23 protein-coding genes are annotated in these 18,679 nt (G+C 63.8%); 8 read left to right on the top strand and 15 right to left on the bottom strand.

The window, feature by feature from the left end; translation table 11 throughout:
* The first annotated feature begins 29 nt into the window (after positions 1–29).
* On the top strand, positions 30–158 hold the full coding sequence (locus AB2B41_RS14160) for a hypothetical protein (RefSeq protein WP_367878458.1): 129 nt from the start codon (positions 30–32) through the stop codon (positions 156–158).
* Positions 159–447: 289 nt separating this feature from the next.
* Here the strand turns inward: AB2B41_RS14160 and AB2B41_RS14165 are convergent, their stop codons facing one another.
* Positions 448–909 (bottom strand): iron-sulfur cluster assembly scaffold protein, encoded by a 462-nt coding sequence (locus tag AB2B41_RS14165; RefSeq protein ID WP_367878459.1) that lies wholly within the window; start codon positions 907–909, stop codon positions 448–450.
* A 78-nt stretch (positions 910–987) separates the two neighbouring features.
* Here AB2B41_RS14165 and hisI point away from each other — a divergent pair, with 78 nt between their 5' ends.
* Positions 988–1,344, top strand: coding sequence for a phosphoribosyl-AMP cyclohydrolase (hisI, locus tag AB2B41_RS14170; RefSeq protein WP_367878460.1), 357 nt, complete (start codon positions 988–990; stop codon positions 1,342–1,344).
* Between the two features lie 14 nt (positions 1,345–1,358).
* On the opposite strand, the gene gluQRS is transcribed toward hisI, so the two are convergent.
* The 4 genes from gluQRS to AB2B41_RS14190 form a co-directional block, all read right to left on the bottom strand.
* Positions 1,359–2,204 carry a tRNA glutamyl-Q(34) synthetase GluQRS gene (gene gluQRS, locus AB2B41_RS14175; RefSeq protein ID WP_367878461.1) on the bottom strand — a complete coding sequence of 282 codons (846 nt, stop codon included), beginning with the start codon at positions 2,202–2,204 and terminating at the stop codon, positions 1,359–1,361.
* Positions 2,204–2,812: a class I SAM-dependent DNA methyltransferase gene (locus AB2B41_RS14180; protein WP_367878462.1), complete on the bottom strand. Its 609-nt coding sequence runs from the start codon at positions 2,810–2,812 to the stop codon at positions 2,204–2,206. The genes gluQRS and AB2B41_RS14180 overlap by 1 nt, the downstream gene beginning before the upstream one ends.
* Before the next feature lie 9 nt (positions 2,813–2,821).
* Positions 2,822–4,174 (bottom strand): methylenetetrahydrofolate--tRNA-(uracil(54)-C(5))-methyltransferase (FADH(2)-oxidizing) TrmFO, encoded by a 1,353-nt coding sequence (gene trmFO / locus AB2B41_RS14185; protein WP_367878463.1) that lies wholly within the window; start codon positions 4,172–4,174, stop codon positions 2,822–2,824.
* Positions 4,175–4,423: 249 nt separating this feature from the next.
* Positions 4,424–5,209 (bottom strand): enoyl-CoA hydratase, encoded by a 786-nt coding sequence (locus AB2B41_RS14190; protein ID WP_367878464.1) that lies wholly within the window; start codon positions 5,207–5,209, stop codon positions 4,424–4,426.
* Positions 5,210–5,268: 59 nt separating this feature from the next.
* Here AB2B41_RS14190 and AB2B41_RS14195 point away from each other — a divergent pair, with 59 nt between their 5' ends.
* Complete coding sequence (locus AB2B41_RS14195) at positions 5,269–5,697, top strand: PaaI family thioesterase (RefSeq protein WP_367878465.1); 429 nt, start codon at positions 5,269–5,271, stop codon at positions 5,695–5,697.
* A gap of 60 nt (positions 5,698–5,757) precedes the next feature.
* Here the strand turns inward: AB2B41_RS14195 and AB2B41_RS14200 are convergent, their stop codons facing one another.
* Complete coding sequence (locus tag AB2B41_RS14200; RefSeq protein ID WP_367878466.1) at positions 5,758–5,988, bottom strand: YjiS-like domain-containing protein; 231 nt, start codon at positions 5,986–5,988, stop codon at positions 5,758–5,760.
* Positions 5,989–6,086: 98 nt separating this feature from the next.
* Here AB2B41_RS14200 and AB2B41_RS14205 point away from each other — a divergent pair, with 98 nt between their 5' ends.
* The 4 genes from AB2B41_RS14205 to AB2B41_RS14220 all read left to right on the top strand — a co-directional run bounded on the left by AB2B41_RS14205 (position 6,087) and on the right by AB2B41_RS14220 (position 9,849).
* Positions 6,087–7,517, top strand: coding sequence for an aminotransferase-like domain-containing protein (locus AB2B41_RS14205; RefSeq protein ID WP_367878467.1), 1,431 nt, complete (start codon positions 6,087–6,089; stop codon positions 7,515–7,517).
* Positions 7,518–7,674: 157 nt separating this feature from the next.
* Positions 7,675–8,136 (top strand): 50S ribosomal protein L13, encoded by a 462-nt coding sequence (gene rplM, locus AB2B41_RS14210; protein WP_367878468.1) that lies wholly within the window; start codon positions 7,675–7,677, stop codon positions 8,134–8,136.
* Between the two features lie 2 nt (positions 8,137–8,138).
* Positions 8,139–8,642: a 30S ribosomal protein S9 gene (gene rpsI / locus AB2B41_RS14215; RefSeq protein WP_367878469.1), complete on the top strand. Its 504-nt coding sequence runs from the start codon at positions 8,139–8,141 to the stop codon at positions 8,640–8,642.
* A gap of 208 nt (positions 8,643–8,850) precedes the next feature.
* Complete coding sequence (locus AB2B41_RS14220; protein WP_367878470.1) at positions 8,851–9,849, top strand: LLM class flavin-dependent oxidoreductase; 999 nt, start codon at positions 8,851–8,853, stop codon at positions 9,847–9,849.
* Here AB2B41_RS14220 and AB2B41_RS14225 read toward each other — a convergent pair.
* From AB2B41_RS14225 to metA, 4 genes are read right to left on the bottom strand one after another with little or no spacing between them, the layout of a single operon-like run.
* Positions 9,846–10,463 carry a TetR/AcrR family transcriptional regulator gene (locus AB2B41_RS14225; protein WP_367878471.1) on the bottom strand — a complete coding sequence of 206 codons (618 nt, stop codon included), beginning with the start codon at positions 10,461–10,463 and terminating at the stop codon, positions 9,846–9,848. The two genes, AB2B41_RS14220 and AB2B41_RS14225, sit on opposite strands and share 4 nt — an antisense overlap.
* Positions 10,456–11,325, bottom strand: a complete 870-nt coding sequence (ppk2, locus tag AB2B41_RS14230) for a polyphosphate kinase 2 (RefSeq protein WP_367878472.1) — start codon at positions 11,323–11,325, stop codon at positions 10,456–10,458. The genes AB2B41_RS14225 and ppk2 overlap by 8 nt, the downstream gene beginning before the upstream one ends.
* Before the next feature lie 51 nt (positions 11,326–11,376).
* Complete coding sequence (locus AB2B41_RS14235) at positions 11,377–12,336, bottom strand: alpha/beta fold hydrolase (protein WP_367878473.1); 960 nt, start codon at positions 12,334–12,336, stop codon at positions 11,377–11,379.
* 13 nt (positions 12,337–12,349) lie between these two features.
* Complete coding sequence (gene metA, locus AB2B41_RS14240; RefSeq protein WP_367878474.1) at positions 12,350–13,270, bottom strand: homoserine O-acetyltransferase MetA; 921 nt, start codon at positions 13,268–13,270, stop codon at positions 12,350–12,352.
* 130 nt (positions 13,271–13,400) lie between these two features.
* Here metA and AB2B41_RS14245 point away from each other — a divergent pair, with 130 nt between their 5' ends.
* On the top strand, positions 13,401–13,958 hold the full coding sequence (locus AB2B41_RS14245; protein WP_367878475.1) for a hypothetical protein: 558 nt from the start codon (positions 13,401–13,403) through the stop codon (positions 13,956–13,958).
* A gap of 3 nt (positions 13,959–13,961) precedes the next feature.
* Here the strand turns inward: AB2B41_RS14245 and AB2B41_RS14250 are convergent, their stop codons facing one another.
* Genes AB2B41_RS14250 through guaA form a run of 5 tightly spaced genes read right to left on the bottom strand, consistent with a single transcriptional unit; the run spans position 13,962 to position 18,503 of the window.
* The gene (locus tag AB2B41_RS14250; protein WP_367878476.1) at positions 13,962–14,816 is read right to left on the bottom strand and encodes an ATPase; all 855 of its coding nucleotides are present in this window, start codon (positions 14,814–14,816) and stop codon (positions 13,962–13,964) included.
* Between the two features lie 24 nt (positions 14,817–14,840).
* The gene (locus tag AB2B41_RS14255; protein ID WP_367878477.1) at positions 14,841–15,758 is read right to left on the bottom strand and encodes a DMT family transporter; all 918 of its coding nucleotides are present in this window, start codon (positions 15,756–15,758) and stop codon (positions 14,841–14,843) included.
* Between the two features lie 41 nt (positions 15,759–15,799).
* Positions 15,800–16,663, bottom strand: coding sequence for a DMT family transporter (locus tag AB2B41_RS14260; RefSeq protein ID WP_367878478.1), 864 nt, complete (start codon positions 16,661–16,663; stop codon positions 15,800–15,802).
* Positions 16,660–16,938, bottom strand: coding sequence for a putative quinol monooxygenase (locus AB2B41_RS14265; RefSeq protein ID WP_367878479.1), 279 nt, complete (start codon positions 16,936–16,938; stop codon positions 16,660–16,662). The genes AB2B41_RS14260 and AB2B41_RS14265 overlap by 4 nt, the downstream gene beginning before the upstream one ends.
* Complete coding sequence (gene guaA, locus AB2B41_RS14270) at positions 16,929–18,503, bottom strand: glutamine-hydrolyzing GMP synthase (protein WP_367878480.1); 1,575 nt, start codon at positions 18,501–18,503, stop codon at positions 16,929–16,931. Before guaA ends, AB2B41_RS14265 begins: the two co-directional genes overlap by 10 nt.
* Between the last annotated feature and the right edge of the window lie 176 nt (positions 18,504–18,679).

The following is an 18,679-nucleotide window of genomic DNA, read 5'->3' on the forward strand; positions in this document are numbered from 1 at the left end:
ACAAAGAGGCAACAAAGACGGAGGCACCGATGACGACGCTCAGAACACTCAAGGCCATTGCCACACGCTCGCAGGACACGCTCTTGCAGGATGCGGTGGGTGCGGCGGCGCTGGTCTTGATGCTGGTTTTCGGTCTCTATCTTCCGTCTTTTGTTTGATTTCTGCCTGCGCTCTCATGCCGTTTGTGCCATTTGCATCCGTCCCGATCTGATGCAGCCGATCGACACTGCCTGTCCCTGATCGGCATTTGGGCACCGATGGGTCCCACATGAGAAACGCTTCCCTGCGCCGCCATCCGCTTCGGATGTGCGGCGCTTTTTTTTGGCTAGGGCGTATGGGGTGCCGGATTGGATGTTGGGGGTTTCGCGGCGCGATGTGACCTTGACCTGATCCGGGGCCTTGGCTTTCGGTATCAGTGGTCCCGGCGCAGAAAGCCTCTGTCTGAGGCTAGGCCTTGCCCACGCTCTCAGCAGCCATGGTGTTTTCCATGGCTTCCACGATGGCCTCGATGCTGAGCATGATCGAGGCGTGGCGGTTCTTGTAATCAACCGCAGGCTTCAGCACCTCGAACCCGTCGAAGGGCGCCTCCGGCACCTGGCCGCCTTCCTTCAGCATGGCGCGCAGCTGGTCGCGGCCGCGCGTGATCTGGTCAAACGTGGCCCCCATCGCACCCGCACCGGTCACGGCTGCGGCAGCCTGCCCCAATGCGCAGGCCTTCACGTCCTGGCCGAGATCGACAAGCTTTCCATCCTCGACGCGCACGTCGACAGTGACGGTGGAGCCGCAAAGCGGCGAGCGGCGCTTGACCGTCGCATCGGGGTTTTCCAGCCGCCCGAGGTGCGGAATATCCGCCGCGAGCGCCAGGATGCGCGATGAATAGAGTTTGATCAGGTCCGTATCGCCCGACATGGCTGTTCCCTTTGCTTGCCATTGCCTACATAAACCTGCGCAAGCGAGATGCAAAAACTTTTGAAGGGGAGCGACATCATGCCGTTCGATCCTGAGAGCCTGCGGTTCAACGAGGCGGGGCTGATACCGGCCATCGCGCAGGATGCGACCAGCAAGGATGTGCTGATGCTGGCCTGGATGAATGCCGAGAGCATCGCGCGTACGCTGGAGACGGGGCGCGTCACCTATTGGAGCCGGTCGCGGCAGGCCTTCTGGGTCAAGGGCGAGACCAGCGGGCACGTGCAGGAACTGGTGGATTTCCGGTACGATTGCGACGCGGATTGCCTGTTGGTGCTGGTGCGGCAGACGGGGCCAGCCTGTCATACGGGGCGGCCGAATTGCTTTTACCGGGCGGTGCGGGACGGTGAGACGGTTGAGTTGTCGGCGCCTGTCTAGGTGAGCTTCGCCTGCTAAAGGCCTACCATGACACGGATATCGTCGGGCGATTTCCCTTCGTCCCGGTAAAGGCGGATGGCGCGTGCGTCGTCACGCTTGGCAAGACGCTTGCCGGTCTCGTCTCGGATCAGGCGGTGGTGGTGGTAGACGGCCGTGGGCAGATCGAGCAACTGTTGGAGCAGAACGTGGATCGCGGTGGCCTCGAAGAGGTCTTCGCCCCGGACAACGTGGGTGATCTCTTGGGCGGCGTCGTCGATGACCACGGAAAGGTGGTAGGAGGTCCCCATGTCGCGGCGGGCGAGGACGACGTCGCCGACCTCGGTGATCAGGTGCTGAGCGGAGATGGTGATCTCGCCGGCGCGCGTGCCTGTTTCTGTGAAATGGAGCCTGTCGATCCCTTCCAGTGCCATGGCCATGTCGAGGCGCAGGGAGGTACCGGCAGGTCTTCGTCCGGTGCGGTCCGCGCTCTCGCGGCAGGTGCCGGGGTAAACCATTCCGTCAGGGCCCAGCAGCGGTGCGCCTTCCTGCGGGGCGGAGGCGGCGGCGGCGATGTCGGCGCGGGAACAGGTGCAGGGGTAGAGCAGGCCGCGCGACCAGAGCTGGTCGAGAACTGCGTCATAGGCGGGCTGCCGGTCGGACTGGCGCATCACGGGTTCAGGCCAGCGGATACCAAGCCAGTGCAGATCATCGTAGATCTGCGCCTCCCATTCCGGGCGGGCGCGGGATTGGTCGATATCCTCGATCCTGAGCAGGAAGCTGCCGCCAGCCGCCTGAGCCATGTCGAAGGCCAGAAGCGCTGAATAGGCGTGGCCAAGGTGCAGCGGTCCGGTCGGGGAAGGCGCGAAGCGGGTGCGGAACATCAAGCCTTTTCAAGAATATAGACGTTGGACTTCATGTTGAGGCCCGGCAGGTGGTCGCCGCGTTCGCGGAACAGGAGCCGCGCCGCGCCGCAGTCGGTCCATTCGCTGATGCGGGCCTCGTGGATTGGGTCCTCGAGCGTGTGGTCGTTGAAGGAAAAGACCAGCCTGCCGCCCTTGCCGAGGGATTTCATCAGTGTGTCGAGGGCTGATATCGGGGCCGCGCCGGAGCCGATAACGCCGATGGCGGCAATAGAGGGATAGGCCCCTTTCGGAAGCGCGGTGTCGCCCGCGATCTGCCATGTCTTGCGGTAAACGCCCTTCTTTTCGGCCTCTGCCAGCATCTCGGTCGACAGATCGACGCCGTCGATTGTCGTGAAACCTGAAAGCTTTAAGGCCAGCCCGGAGAGTCCTGTGCCGCAACCGAAATCCAGAATGGGAGCGCTCATGTCCTTCGTCACCCCAGCGAGTGCCCTGGCGCAGCGTTCAGGCGTGACATAGCCGTTCTCGGCCACTTCCTTTTCGTAGCTGGCCGCCCATGCGTCGTAGATCGCGCGCGTTTCGGCTTCGTTGCGCGCGGCGTAGACCTTGTCGAGAAAGCTGTCCGTCATGCCGGAAGCTTAGGCAGGCACGGCTTCCCTGTCCAGCCAGCCCTGCCAGTCGGCCTTGGCCCGGTCGGTGTAGGCCTTGTAGCGGTCCTTGCGCCCGCGGCGGCCGCCCTTGAGGCCCTCCACAGGCGGGAAGAGGCCGAAGTTCACGTTCATCGGCTGGAAGGTCTTGGCATCCGCGCCGCCGGTGATGTGGGTGATGAGTGCCCCCATGGCAGTGGTGTTTGGGGGCGGTTCGATGGGGGTGCTCATAATCTCGGCAGCGGCCATGCGGCCCGCGAGCAGCCCCATGGCGGCACTTTCGACATAGCCTTCGACCCCGGTGATCTGGCCTGCAAAGCGGATGTTGGGGCGCGCGCGCAGGCGCATCTGGTTGTCGAGTAGTGTGGGGGAGTTGATGAAGGAGTTGCGGTGGATGCCGCCGAGGCGGGCAAAGGACGCGTTCTCAAGTCCGGGTATCATCTTGAAAACAGCGGTTTGCGCGCCGTACTTCATTTTGGTCTGGAAACCCACGATGTTGTAGAGCGTGCCGAGCTTGTTGTCGCGCCGCAGCTGCACGACGGCGTAGGGTTTCACATCGGGGTCGTGCGGGTTGGTGAGGCCCACCGGCTTCATCGGGCCAAAGCGGAGGGTTTCGCGGCCGCGCTCGGCCATGACCTCGATGGGTAGGCAACCGTCGAAATAACCTGCCGTTTCGCCCTCGCGGAATTCGGTCTTGTCGGCGGCCAGCAGCGCGTCGATGAAGGCTTCGTATTGGTCCCTGGTCATCGGGCAGTTGAGGTAGGCTGTGCGCTCTTCTTCGGTCTCGCCCTTGTCATAGCGGGACTGCATCCAGGCCTTCGACATGTCGATGCTGTCGAAATAGACAATGGGGGCGATGGCGTCGAAGAAGGCGAGCGCCTCGGCACCGGTCTCGGCGGCGATGGCCTCGGCCAGAGCGCCGGAGGTGAGGGGGCCGGTGGCGATGATCCAGTGACCCTCGCGCGGCAGTTCGGTGATTTCGCCGTGTTCCACGCGCACCTTAGGATGGGCCATGAGCGCATCTGTGACCGATTGGGCGAAGGGATCGCGGTCCACGGCCAGCGCGCCGCCTGCTGGCAGGCGGTGCTTGTCCGCGCAGGACATGATCAGCCCGTTTGCCGCGCGCATTTCCCAATGCAGCAGGCCCACGGCGTTCTGTTCCGAATCGTCCGAGCGGAAGGAGTTGGAGCAGACCATCTCGCCCAGAAGCCCCGTCTGATGGGCAAAGGTGCCGACCTCGGGGCGCATTTCGTGCAGAACGACCTGCACGCCTGCGTTCGCCGCCTGCCAGGCGGCCTCGGACCCGGCCATGCCGCCGCCTATAATGTGAAGTTCCTCTGTCATAGGCGCGATCTAGGGCAGGGCGCGCGGGCGCGCAACAGGCTTGGCGTCGCAGCGGCAGTTCGTTTTGAGGGGAACTTTTGGGGTCGCCGCTGCGGGAATGGCCGATCAGTGAGAGGCTGATCTGGAGGGACCTTCCGCCGGCGGCGACCCAAATATTCGGTGGGCATCTGCCCTGACATAAACATGCCCCAATTGTGCCAGAATTGATAGAAGTTTGTTTTCAACAATCAGGACGCGAATTGGAAACAATCACTGATCCCAGTCGGGCGCGCGCTTTTCGAGGAAGGCGTCGATTCCCTCGCGGGTGTCGTCGCGCAGCATGTTCTGCACCATCACGTCGCCCGTGTAGGCATAGGCGTCGGCGGTGTTCATGGCGATCTGGTGATAGAACGCCTCTTTGCCGATCTTGACGGCAGCGCCGAGCTTGGAGGCGACGAGGTCGGCAAGCTTGGCCGTTTCGTCGGCCAGCGCCGGTTCCGGCACCACGCGGTTCACAAGGCCAAGGTCGCGGGCGCGCTTGGCCGAGATGAACTCGCCCGTGGTCAGCATCTCGAAGGCCTGCTTGCGCGGGATGTTGCGCGAGAGCGCGACCATGGGGGTCGAGCAGAAGAGCCCGATGTTCACGCCGTTGACACCGAATTTCGTGCCGTCCGCAGCGACGGCCATGTCACAGGTGGCGACAAGCTGGCAGCCCGCGGCGGTGGCGATGCCGTGGACCTGGGCGATGACGGGCTGGGGCATGGACTGGACGCGCGCCATCACACGGGCGCAGCGGTCGAAGAGGTCCTTGAAGGCGGCGGCACCGCCGTCCTCGGACTGGCGCATGGCCGTCATCTGGCGCAGGTCGTGACCGGCGCAGAACGCCTTGCCGGTGCCGGAGAGGGTGATGACGCGGGTGCTCTTGTCCTCGGCCAAGTCGTCAAGTGTTTCCTGCAAGGCGGCAAGCATCTCGTCCGAAAGGGCATTCAGCCGCTCGGGTGCGTTCATCGTCAGGTGGGTTACGGCGCCACGTTGCGTCACGTCCAGAATTGCCATCTTGCCTCTCTCCCTCGTTTCGCGCCAATCCTAGGCCAACGTTGAAGGGGAGAACAAGCATGACACCGGTGATGACCGCAGAAGAGCTCAATGAATTTATGCGGGAGGTCTTTCAGCAGGTCGCCGAAGACTTCAACGTGGATCACGTGGGCGAGGGGGAAGTCACGATGCGGCTGATCACCTCGGACAGGCATCTGCGTCCGGGTGGGACGATCTCGGGGCCGTCGATGTTCGGGCTGGCGGATGTGGCGGCTTATCTGGTGACGCTGTCGCAGATTGGCCCGCAGGCGCTGGCGGTGACGACGAATTGTTCCATTGATTTCATGCGCAAGCCGCAGGCGGGCGTGCCGCTGATTGCCAAGGCGCGGCTGTTGAAGCTGGGCAAGCAGTTGTCGGTGACGGATGTGCTGCTGTTCTCCGAAGGGACGGAGGCGCCGGTGGCGCGCGCGAGCCTGACCTACGCGATCCCGCCGCGCAGCATGGGATGAAAAATGGGCCGGGAAAACCCGGCCCAGTCTGAAGAGGTCTGGCGGCCCTAAACGGGGATGTTAGGACCACCAGAACACGCGACGGGATTCGATATACGCATCCCGCGGTGTCAGCCCCACATCGCGCAGCTGCCAGGGCTCCAGCCGGGAGAGGGCGAGCCTTGTGCGGCGGCGAGTGGCCCATGTGGTCACCAGAACCGCGAATTTCACCGCAAGCTGTGCCGCGACGGGTGTGCCGGGCTGGGCGAGGATGCCGAGCGCATCGGTCGGGATCGTTCTGGTGTGTGCCATGGGAAATCTCCTTACTTCGATTGTATTGACACAAAGCAGAAAATCACTACAGTCACACGATACAAAGATTGGTACAAAGTCGCTAGGGAAACATTGTAATGGATACAATTTGGTCGCCCGACGCCGTCGATGGCGCCAAACCAAAGTACAAAGCGGTTGTTACAATGATCCGGGACCAGATCGCCGCTGGCGGCCTGAAGATCGGGGAAAAGCTGCCCCCGGTGCGTGAATTGGCCTGGCAGCTCAAGATCACGCCGGGAACGGTGGCGCGGGCTTACACGGTTCTGACCGACAGCGGTGTACTGCAGGCCGAGGTGGGACGGGGGACGTTTGTTGCCGATCCCAAGGAGGTTCTTGAGGACAACACGCCGAGCGTGCCCCTGAATCTGATCGAGATCGATTCGGTGCGGCACAATTCGGCGGGCGCGGGCCAGACGATGAATTTCTTCTCGCCGCATCTGCCGAACGGGGGGCAGGCGGAGCTGATCCGGCACCTTTTGGGAGAGATCGCCCAGGACCCGCCATCGGGCGTGATGCATTATCCGTCGCGGCGCACCGCCACGGCGGCGCGCGAGGCCATGGTGCATTGGCTGAAGGGCTCGCCCATCGGGCGGATCGACGAAAGCGACATCGTGCTGTCCCACGGCGGGCAGAATGCGATCCTGCTGGTCTTTCAGACGATCCTGCGGGGCAGGCGGCCGACGATTTTCGTGGAGGAACTTGCCTATCCCGGGTTTCGCCGCGCGGCGGAACTGGTGCGCGCGGACGTGGTCGCGGTGCCCTGCGACAGTGACGGGATCGTTCCGGAGGCACTGGCCGAGGCCGCCGAACGCCACCCGGAGGCGCAGTTGATCTGCACCTCGCCGGAAGTGCACAGTCCGACCTGCGGTTTCACCCCGATGGAGCGGCGGCATGCGCTGGTCGAGGTGGCGCGCCGGGCGGACCTGCAAATCCTGGAAGACGATTGTTACCGGATGGGGCAGGCGGTGGGAGAGGGCTACCGCCTGCTTGCGCCGGAGCGGGGCTGGTATGTCACCTCGCTGTCGAAATCCATCACGCCCGCGTTGCGCATCGGCTGCGCGATCGGGCCGCGCGGCATGTCGGCGGCCTTGCACCGCTCGGCCGAACACGGGTTCTTCGGCCTTGCCACGCCGATGATCGACCTGACGGCGGCGCTTCTGGCGCATCCCCAGCTGCCGCAGATCATGGAACGGTCGCGCGAGGGTGTGGAGAAATACGTCAAGATCGCCGTCAACGCACTTGGCCGTTTCGACCTGCGCTGGCGCAAGGACGTGCCGTTTCTCTGGCTGCTGCTGCCGCAGGGCTGGCGCGCCTCGGCCTTCTGTCAGGCGGCGGAAAAGCAGGGCATCCAGATCAGGGCGGCGGAGGAATTCGCGGGCCGGGACGCACAAAGCCCGCATGCGGTGCGCATCGCCATCAACGGCGCAGTGTCGCTGAGCCGTTTCGAGCAGGCCATGGCATGCCTGCGCGATCTGCTCGACTCTCCGCCGGAGCAAATCAGCGTTTGAGTTGGGGTAATATATTACCTAAATTTTAACATACTGATTTTGCTTGAATAAATCGGATGTGTGCGGCTTGACGCTGCCTTTGCAATCCTTATAACCCGCCCATCACCGATGCGTGCCGTCCCCGGACGGCCCCGATCACCGTTTATAGGAAAAGCCGATGAAAACCTTTACTGCGACACCGGCAGAAATCGACAAGAAATGGATCATCATCGACGCCGAGGGCGTGGTGCTGGGCCGTCTTGCATCGATCGTTGCCATGCGCCTGCGCGGCAAGCACAAGCCGTCCTTCACCCCCCACATGGATTGCGGTGACAATGTCATCGTGATCAACGCCGACAAGGTGCAGATGACCGGCAAGAAGCGCGAAGAGCACTTCTACTGGCACACCGGCCACCCCGGCGGCATCAAGTCCCGCACCAAGGCGCAGATCCTCGAAGGTGCGCATCCCGAGCGTGTTGTCATGCAGGCCGTCAAGCGCATGCTGCCCGGCAACCGCCTGAGCCGCAAGATCATGACCAACCTGCGCGTCTACGCAGGTGCGGAACATCCCCACGAGGCGCAGAGCCCCGAAGTTCTGGACGTGAAGTCCATGAACAAGAAAAACACCCGGAGCGCATAAAGATGGCTGACGAAATCAAGACACTCGAAGACCTCGCCGAGGTCGTGACCGAGGACATCGGCGCGGTGCAGGGCACCCCCGCCGTCGAGGAAGTTTCCCGCGAGCCGGTCCGTGACGAGCTGGGCCGCGCCTATGCCACCGGCAAGCGCAAGGACGCCGTTGCGCGCGTCTGGATCAAGCCGGGTTCCGGCAAGGTCGTGGTGAACGGCAAGCCGCAGAACGAATATTTTGCGCGCCCCGTGTTGCAGATGATCCTCGCCCAGCCCTTCGGCATCACCAACACCGAAGGCCAGTTCGACGTGATGGCAACCGTCAAGGGCGGCGGCCTGTCCGGTCAGGCCGGCGCGGTCAAGCACGGCATCTCGAAAGCGCTGCAGCTTTACGATCCGTCGCACCGTGCAGCGCTGAAGGCCGCAGGCTTCCTGACCCGCGACAGCCGCGTCGTGGAACGCAAGAAGTACGGTAAGGCGAAGGCGCGCAAGAGCTTCCAGTTCTCCAAGCGTTAAGTCTTTTCCGAAGAATTCTGGGAAGGGCCGTACCGGGTGGTGCGGCCCTTTTTCGTTTGTTGCGCTTGTGTCGAGGTTGACTGGGGCGCTGCCCCAGACCCCGGGACTTTATGCGGCCAGAAAGAGGGGAGAGCGGCGCGCGCCGGTTCGAGATGTCTTTCATGTGCATCCCGGCGCGTCTATTTTGGCAGTGAAGGAGAGATTTTCGATGCAATATTCCGTTCTCGATCTGGCGCCTGTCCCCGAAGGCAGTGACATCCCGCAGGCGCTGCGAAATACCACAGATCTGGCGCAGATGGCGGAGCGGCTGGGCTATCACCGCTACTGGATGGCCGAGCATCACAATATGCCGGGGATCGCGAGTGCGGCGACCTCCGTGCTGATCGGGCATGTCGCGGCGCATACCAAGCGGATTCGCGTCGGCGCGGGGGGCGTGATGCTGCCCAACCACGCACCACTTGCGATTGCCGAGCAGTTCGGGACGCTTGCGGCTCTTTACGGGGACCGCATCGATCTGGGCCTCGGGCGTGCGCCAGGTGGGGATCATGCGGTTTACCATGCGCTGCGGCGGGCGGGGAGCGACGATTTTCCCGGCGATGTGGTGGAGCTGATGGGATATCTTGGCGATCCGCGACCCGGCGTGCCGGTGCGTGCGCTGCCGGGAGAGGGGAGCCATGTGCCGGTCTGGATATTGGGCTCCTCTTTGTACGGGGCGCAGCTGGCGGCGCATTTCGGGCTGCCCTATGCCTTTGCCTCGCATTTCGCGCCGGATGCGCTGGAACAGGCCATCGAGGTCTATCGCCAGACCTTCCGGCCTTCCGCCCATCTGGACGCGCCGCGCTTCATGCTGGCGGTGAATGTCTTTGCCGCGGACACCGACGCCGAAGGTGCCTATCTTCGCACCTCGATGCAGCAGGCTTTCGCGCGGATGCGGACGGGGACGCGCGGCAAGCTACCGGAGCCGGTGGAGGATATCGACGCGGTGATCGGTGCGGGCGTGCGGCGCAGCGTCGATTTGATGCTGCGCATCTCTGCGGTAGGCAGTCCCGATACGGTGCGTGCGCAGATAGACGCCTTTATCGCGCGCTTCGCACCGGATGAAATCATCCTGACCAGCCAGATCCATGATCACGCGGCGCGCAAACGGTCGCTGAGCATCGCGGCGGAGGTGTTGATGGAGAAGGTGGTGGAACCGGTTTCGGCTTAGTCGTCGGGCCGGATCAGGCCGAGGCCGCGCAGGTAGATGCCGATGCCGGTCTCCAGCAGGTCCTCGGGCGGGAAGGGCGAGGCGCGGCCGGGGGAGTTGCGGGCGAAGAGTTCGACCACCCCGTGGCTCATGGCCCAGATATGGGCGCTGAACATCGACGCGGGCGGGCGCTTGTCCTCGGGGATATGCTGGCTGAGGTCGGTGGCGGCCTTTTCCAGCACGGCATTGGCCCGGTTGGCCACATGCGCCAGTTCCGGGGTGCGGTTCACAGAGACGCCGCTTTCGAACATCGCGATGTAATGGCCGGGGTATTTCCGGGCGAAGGCGAGGTAGGCGCGGCCCGTTGCCTCGAAGGCCTTGAGGGCGGAGGGCTGGCCGGACTGGTAGGCGTATTCCATGAGGTCCGCGAAAATCTCGTAGCCCTGCTGGGCCGCTTCGGCGATGAGCGCCTCGCGCCCGTCGAAATGGCGGTAGACCGCGGCCGGTGTGACGCCCGCCTGTTTGGCGGCCTCAGACAGGGTAAAGCCCATCGGCCCGCGCGCCTCGATCAGCTCGAGGGCGGCGGCGATCAGCGCCTCGCGCAGGTTGCCGTGATGGTAGCCCTTCTTAGCCATTCCAGATGTCCGGTCCGCCGCAGATGCCTTTGTCGATCTCGCCGAGGGCGCGGGCGTCCTTGCGGGTGTAGTCGAAGGCATGCAGCACACAGCGGATGGCGTTGAGCCGCGCGCGGCGCTTGTCGTCGGAGCGCACGATGGTCCAGGGGGCGTGATCGGTGTGGCTTTTGGTCAGCGTCTCCTTGATGGCCTCCGAATAGGCGTCCCATTTCGCGAGGCCCTTCACGTCGATGCTGCTGAGTTTCCATTTCTTGAGCGGGTCGCTTTCGCGCGCGAGCATCCGGCGGAGTTGTTCGGCGCGGCCGACGTTGAGCCAGAACTTGAAGAGGTGGATGCCCTCGTCCACCAGCATCTCTTCGAAGGGACCGACCTGGGTGAAGAAATGGGAGCGCTGTTCGGGGGTGCAGAAGCCGAAGACATGCTCGACCACGCCGCGATTGTACCAGGAACGGTCGAAGAAAGCGATCTCGCCCGCGGTGGGCAAGTGCCTGACGTAGCGCTGGAAATACCATTCGCCCTGTTCCGTCTCGGTGGGTTTCGACAGGGCCACGACGCGGGCGGCGCGGGGGTTCAGGTTGGCGCGGAAGCGGTTGATCGTGCCGCCCTTGCCGGCGGCATCGCGACCCTCGAAGACGCAGGCGATGCGGGTGCCGCTTTCGCGGGCCCATGATTGCAGTTTGACCAGTTCGATCTGCAGCTGCTCCATCTCGCGTTCGTAGACCTTGCGCGCCATGCGTTCGGGATGCGGATAGCTCGACGACAGGATATCGTCCTTGTCCGTGCGCTTGATTGCCTCGCGGATGTCCTTGGGCGCGTCGTTCTCGAAATAGGCGCTGATCGCGCCGTCAAAGGGCAGGTCCATGGGGCCTCCGCTGGGGGTGTCTTACCCTCTCTATATGGAATGTTAATGGGATTAACGCAAACCCGCGCGTGCGGCGGCGCGGTCGATGACCGCGACGACCTCTTCGGGCGCGGTGTGCTGGGGCATGTGACCCTGGCCCGGGAGCACGGTCAGATTGCCGTTGGGGACATCGCCCATCAGCACCTCGGCGTGTATTTTGAGCGGCACGATGGTGTCGGCATCGCCATGGACCGCCTCGATGGGCATTGTGAGCGTGCCGTAGCGCTTTTGCATTTCGACCACGTGCGGGCGCAGGGCGTTGACCTGCTGGGCGTTGGCGCGGGTGCTTTCGCGGCGCAGGGTGAGGCCGACGCCGAGGTGTTCGGCATAGCCTTCGGGGGCCTCTTGCGGGGCGAAGATGCTTTCGATGCTGGAGGCGACATAGCTTTGCGGCAGGAAGGCCGTGATCAGTGGGACAAAGAGCGCACCGCCCAGGGTGGAGCCGTTGACGGTGTAGGTCCAGCCCAGCTGGCCCGGCCAGGGTTCTGCCACGCCGGAGACAAGGACGAGGGCGGCGGTGTCTTCGGGGCGTTCAAGCCCCCAGGCGAGGCTGACGATGCCGCCGAAGGAATGGCCGAGTACGATGGGGTTCTTGACCCCGATCCGGTCGGCGGCCTTTTGCAGAAGGCGCCCCTGTTCGAGCGGCGTTTCCTCGGCGTTGTTCCAGGGTCCGCCGTAGCCCGGAAGGCGGCCCGTCCAGCCAAGGCCGGGGCGGTCGAAGAGGATCACGCGGTAACGGTCGGTCAGCCGGTCGGTGAAGCCCATGGTGAAATCGTTCATGTTGCCGCTGGCCCCGTGGATCAGGACAAGGTCGGGGCCTTCACCTTTGATTCGGTAATGCACAGGTACGCCGTCGATCTCGATGATCTCGTGAGCGGGCGGATGGGCGCGCACCCATTGCCCTTCACGCACGCCCGCCCGCCATTGCGTCAGCACAACCACCGCGAGGACCAGAATGACGATATAGAGCATGGCGCGGTTCATCTCAGCCTTTGCCGATCTCTTCGAGGTCGAAGGGCGTGCCCTGGTAGATCTCGTTGATCCAGTTGCCGTAAAGCAGATGCGCATGGCTGCGCCAGCGATTGGTGGGTTTGCGGGTCGGATCGTCGTCCGGGTAGTAGTTGCAGGGCACGTTGATGGGCGTGCCCGCTGCCACGTCGCGGTCGTATTCCTGCTTGAGCGTGTCGCTGTCGTATTCGAAGTGGTTGAAGACGTACAGCGCGCGGTGCCTGGCGTCCTCGATCAGACAGGGGCCGACCTCGTCACTGGCCAGAAGCGTCACCAGATCGGGATGCTGGTCGACCTCGTCCTGCCGCATCTCGGTCCAGCGCGAGACAGGCATCACGCATTCATCGGAAAACCCGCGCAGGTAGGGCGAGGAGGGCACGAGGTTCTTGTGCCGGAAGCAGCCGAAGGCCTTGTGTTCCAGCAGGTGTTTCTTGACCCCGTGGAAATGATTGATCATCGCCATCCCGCCCCAGCAGACGCCGAAGGTGGAAAAGACGTTACTCTGGGTCCAGTCCATCACGCGCTTGAGTTCGTCCCAATAGGTGACTTCTTCGAACGGCATGTGTTCGATAGGCGCGCCGGTGATGATCAGGCCGTCGAATTTCTCGTCCCATGCCTCGCTGACGGGGCGGTAGAAGCTCTCCATATGCTCGGCGGCGGTGTTGCGCGTCTGGTGGTCGGTCATGCGCAAGAGGCTCAGCTCGATCTGCAAGGGCGTGGCACCGATCAGGCGGGCGAACTGGTTCTCGGTCTGGATCTTCTTGGGCATCAGGTTCAAAAGCGCGATCCGCAGGGGGCGGATGTCCTGCCGGGCGGCCATATCCTCGTCCATCACCATCACACCCTCGCGCGTCAGCACGTCGAAGGCGGGGAGGTTGGAGGGCAGTTTGATGGGCATCGGAGTTTCCTGAGCGTAGAGCGGTTTAGATAGACCGCTGTTCGGGAGCTGCCAAGGGGCGTTCACCGCAACGTGGTTGGTTGATCCCGAACGACTTTCGCCGCAAAGCTGCTATATGCGTCTTTTTTGCTTGTTATGGTTGGTATGTTTCGGGCTTGCCGGAACGGTCGCAGCGCAGGAGGACCCGATGGAGGTTCAGCGCTGCGTCTGGTCATGCCTCGCCAATTCTCCGGGCGTGCAGAGCCACGAATATCACCAATGCGTCGAGCGCTTCTGCGTAGCGCCGCGGGGTGAGGCAGATCAATCACCTTTACCGGTTCAGTCTGACTGGGGAAGCGGGGTGGCGACCGACGGGCGGCATCAGTTTGCCGGGACACAGGCGGAGCAGGGCTATGGGCTCTATTACTTCTGTTTCGCCGGGCAGAGTTTTCTGACCCTGAGCGAACTGCCGTTGCCGCCAGGGCAATACCGCATGTTGATCGGGACGACTGAGTACATCGTGCCTTTCGACATGACACGCGGGGCGCTCAGCGTGAATGTGCCGCCCGTATCGCCCTTCATGGCGGCGCTTCGCACAGGTGGCGAATGGGCCACCCTGCGCAGCATGGCGGGCGAGCATCTGATCCGCTTCTCGCTCCGCGGCGCGGATGCGCATATCGGACGCGCGGTTTCGGCCTGTTTCGGATAGGGGTCAGCCGCCGAGAGCGCCCGCGATCAGGTCTACGAAGTCGTCCTCGGATCGCAGGGCGGCGATCTGGTCGGCGGTCACGGTCACACCCCATTTGGACATGGCCTCGTAGCGGGGCTGGCGGTGGGCCAGTGCCTTGGCATAGGTCCAGCGGATGAAGGCGTCGGGATCGACCTCTGCCTCGGTGCAATCGTGCTGGCGCAGGTAGTCTTCCCAGACGGAGGCAAGGAATTCGGGCTGGTAGGCCATCGGTTTCGGCGCGCGGTCGAAGCGGCGGATCAGTTCCTGGGTGTGGGCCTCGTCCCCCTTGATCCAGATAAGAAGGCACTCACGCGCGAGTTCCGTCAGCAATTGATCCTGCGGGTTCTCGGCATCGACCCATTCGCAGATCGACCCGCCGGTGTCACAGATGAAATGGTCGTAGCCGTAAAGCTGCTTGGCCCGTTCGGCAAAATGCGCGGTGTCACGCAGCGCGCCGATTTCGCCCTGGCGGAAGGCTTCCTGTCGGCGCACGTATTCCGACATGGGCAGGCCGCCCTTTTCCGGGTTGCCGGGTTTACCCAGCCAGGTGGCGACGGGCTTGAGATTTTCGAAGGTGATGTTCGAGCCGATGTAGATGCTGTCGCTCATCAACAGCTCACGCAGGAAGGGCACCTTCATCGCCTCGGCCTTGGCGTTGTCGGCGATCAGTTCGCCCAGGTAGCGGGTGCCGATGCGGTAGTCGATGGAGTAATGAAACCAGTCGCCCGAGGCGCGCAGCAGGCTGCTGACATGGGTCTTACCCAGACCCGACATGCCGAAGACGAGAACCTTGCGGCGCTTGGCGGCGCGCCAGTCTTGGGCGGAGGCGTAGAGCATGGGGCAGGTCCGGAAGCTGACAGATCAGCCCTTCCTAGCGTGAAGGTTCCGGCTGCGCCAGATGCGCCCGTCGATCAAGGTCAGTCCAAGGGCAAGCAGGGCAAATCCGCCATAGGCCGCCGGGCGCAGGCTTTCCCCAAGCAATGTGGCACCCAGCACGATGGCGACAGGCGGAATGAGGAGCGTGACCAGCATCAGGTTGCCGCTGCCCGCCATGGCAAGGACGCGGTAGTAGAGCAGGTAGGCAAGTGCAGTGCCGGGGATCGCGTAATAGCCGATGGCGAGCATCGTGCGCGGGGCGAGATCGAGGGTGACAGGACCTTCGAGCATCCATGCGGCGGGCAGCATGATCAGCGTCGCCATGGTGACCATGCCCGCGGCGGCGACCTGCGGGGGCTGACCGGAGAGGGTTTTGCGGGCCCAGGCGCTCGCGAAGGCATAGGAGACCGTTCCGCCCAGAACGCCGAGTTGCGCAAGCGAGCGGAGATCGAGGGAACGCAGGTTCTCAAGGCCGATGGCCGTGGCCACACCTGCAAAGCCGAGGGTGACGCCGAGCCCCTTGCGCGCGGTGAGCCGTTCGTCGGCAAAGACGAGGGCCGCGACGAGGACGCCGAAGATCGCCGTCGTTGCGTTCAGGATAGAGGTGAGACCGCTTTCGATGTGCAACTGCCCCCAGGCCATGAGGCCGAAGGGGATGACGTTGTTGAGAAGCCCCATACCGAGGAATGCGCCCCAGACCTTCGGGTCGCGGGGCACGGGCAGGCGCATGAAAAGCACGACCAGCCACAGCACCAGAGCGGCCCAGCCGACCCGATGGGCCACCGCCGTCAGGGGGCCGATCTCGTCAAGGGCGATGCGGATCGAGACGAAGGAGACACCCCAGATCAGCGCAAGCAGCGACATCTCGGTCCAGGCGCGGGGGGAGAGGGATTTTTGCGTCATGGCAACGGTCTAGCGCCCATGGGGCGCCGGGACGATCCGGTTCATGCGGTTTTGCGCGTCTCGGACCAGATGTTGAGGTAGTTACCCGCAAAGATGATGACGGCACCGACGAAGACCCAAAGGTCCAGCGCCTCGCCATAGACCAGCACGGCGACGATGGCGATGATGGGCAGGCGCGCGAAGTCGATAGGGGCGACAACGGCGGCGGGCGCGATGGAGAGCGCCTTGGTGATGCAGAAATGCGCGAGCAGCCCGCAGACCCCCACCAGCAACAGCCAGGGCAGGTCGGGCAGGCCGGGTACCCTGATGTCACCGTCGTAGCCGGCCGCGATGATGCCAAAGATGAGCTGGAAGAAGGTCAGGTAGAACATGATCGCGGTGATGCTCTCGGTCCGGGTCAGCTTTTTGGTGAAAACGTAGGTCAGCGCGAAGAAAATGGCGCAGGTGGCAGCGGCGATCAGCCCCGCGTTCAGGCCAGACGGGTCGGGACGGGCGACGATCAGGATGCCCGCGAAACCCATCAGCGCGCCCACCGCCCGCATCGGCGTGAGCCTTTCACCGAGGATGAAGATCGACAGTACGATCACCCAGAGGGGCGTGGTGAATTCCAGCGCGAAGACCTGCGCGAGGGGCACGGCGGTGACGGCATAGAACCAAAGGTTCTGGCCTGCGAAGTGAAAGATGTTGCGGATGAAATGCAGCCGGATCGCGCCGACGCCGATCTGCCGCTGCGTGCCGAACCAGAAGGCGAGGGCGAGGACGATCACCACCCCGAAGACCGACCGCCACATCATGATCTCGAAGGTATCGAAGGTGCCGCCCAGCTCGCGCCCGGCAATGGCCATCATCGTGAAGCTGAAGATCGCCCCCAGCATCCACAGGGACGCGCGCAGGGTGGGGTTCATTCCAGGCCTTCGACCGTGTAGTCGCGGGCGATGCCTTTGGTCTCTTGCGCCCAGGCCGAGGCGGCAGCGCGGGCCTGATGGGCCTTGAAGGCTGCGGGGTCGGTGAATTCCTCGGCCACACGCCAGACCAGCGGGTCCTCCGTCGCGGTGACCTCGAAAGAGATGCAGCCCGGTTCGGCCCGTGTCAGGCGGATGTGCTCCTCCAGTGCGGCGCGCACGCGCGCGGCCTCGGCGTCGTTGGCGCAGCGCAGGTATCCGTTGAGGGTCACTCCCATTCGATGGTTCCCGGCGGCTTGGAGGTGATGTCGTAGGTCACGCGGTTGATGCCCTTGACCTCGTTGATGATCCGGGTGGCGGTCTCCCCAAGGAATTCATGGGTGAAGGGATAGTAATCCGCGGTCATGCCGTCGACCGATGTCACCGCGCGGAGCGCACAGGCGAAATCATAGGTGCGCCCGTCGCCCATGACGCCCACGGTACGTACGGGCAGGATCGCCGCATAGGCCTGCCAGATCTCGTCGTATAGGCCGTGCTTGCGAATCTGGTCGATATAGACCGCGTCCGCCTCACGCAGGATGTCGAGTTTCTCGCGCGTGATCTCTCCGGGGCAGCGGATGGCGAGGCCCGGCCCGGGGAAGGGGTGACGCCCGATGAAGGAGGGCGGCAGACCAAGTTCGCGACCCAGTGCGCGGACCTCGTCCTTGAACAGCTCGCGCAGGGGTTCGACCAGTTTCAGACCCATCTTTTCGGGCAGGCCGCCCACGTTGTGGTGGCTCTTGATCGTGACCGAGGGGCCGCCGGAGAAGCTGACCGATTCGATCACGTCGGGGTAGAGCGTGCCCTGGGCGAGAAACTCGACCCCGTCGATCTGGTCGGCGTATTTCTGAAAGACGTCGATGAAGAGCTTGCCGATGATCTTGCGCTTGGTCTCGGGGTCCGACTGGCCTTCGAGCTGACCGAGGAACAGCTCGGTCTCGTCGGCGTGGATGACCTGCAGGTTCATGTGGTCGCGGAACATGGCCACGACCTCCTGCGCCTCGTTCTTTCGCAACAGACCGTGGTCCACGAAGACGCAGGTCAGCTGGTCGCCCACCGCCTCGTGGATGAGGGCGGCGGCAACGGAGGAATCGACGCCGCCGGAGAGGGCGCAGATGACGTGCTTGTCGCCGACCTGCTCGCGGATCGCGGCCACCGCCTCTTCGCGGTAGGTGCTCATCGTCCAGTCGCCCTCGAAGCCAGCGAGGCGCACGAAATTCTCGTAGAGTTTCGAGCCGTTCGGCGTGTGATGCACCTCGGGGTGGAACTGCACCGCATAGAAGTGGCGCGCGGTGTCGGCGGTGATGGCAAAGGGCGCGTTGGGCGAGGTGCCAAAGACCTCGAAGCCGGGGGCGATTCGGCTGACATGGTCGCCGTGGCTCATCCAGACCTGCTCGCGGTCGGTGGCGAACCAGCCCTCCAGCAGATCGAGTTTCTGCGCACCGGGTGTGACATACGCGCGGCCGAATTCGGCGGTGCCGTGGCCGCGCTCGACCTTGCCGCCCAGCATTTCCATCATGACCTGCTGGCCATAGCAGATACCGAGGATCGGCACGCCCAGATCGAAGACCTTTTCGGGCGGGCGGGGGGAGCCTGCGTCGATGACCGACGCCGGGCCGCCCGAGAAGATCACAGCGCGCGGCGCGAAGTCGGCCAGAAAGGCCTCATCCACCGTGTTGAAGGGGTGGATTTCGCAATAGACCTTCAGCTCGCGCAGGCGGCGGGCGATCAACTGGGTGACCTGGCTGCCGAAATCGATGATCAGCAGGCGGTCGTGGTCGGCGGGGGCGGAGATGTCATTCATAGCGCCTGATTAGGTGTGCTTGGCACGGCTGGCAAGGCCGCATTGGGGCTCTGCCCCAAACCCCGGGACTTTATGGGGCCAGAAAGAGATGCAGGCGGGACGATGTCGCTTTTCACCGTTAAAGGCCGGTATCCGTTAGAGCGGTTCCGCGGATTTGGGATAGCAGAGTGCAAACT

It is taken from the genome of Sulfitobacter sediminis (genome assembly GCF_040811725.1).
GTDB classification, from domain to species: Bacteria; Pseudomonadota; Alphaproteobacteria; order Rhodobacterales; family Rhodobacteraceae; genus Sulfitobacter; species Sulfitobacter sediminis.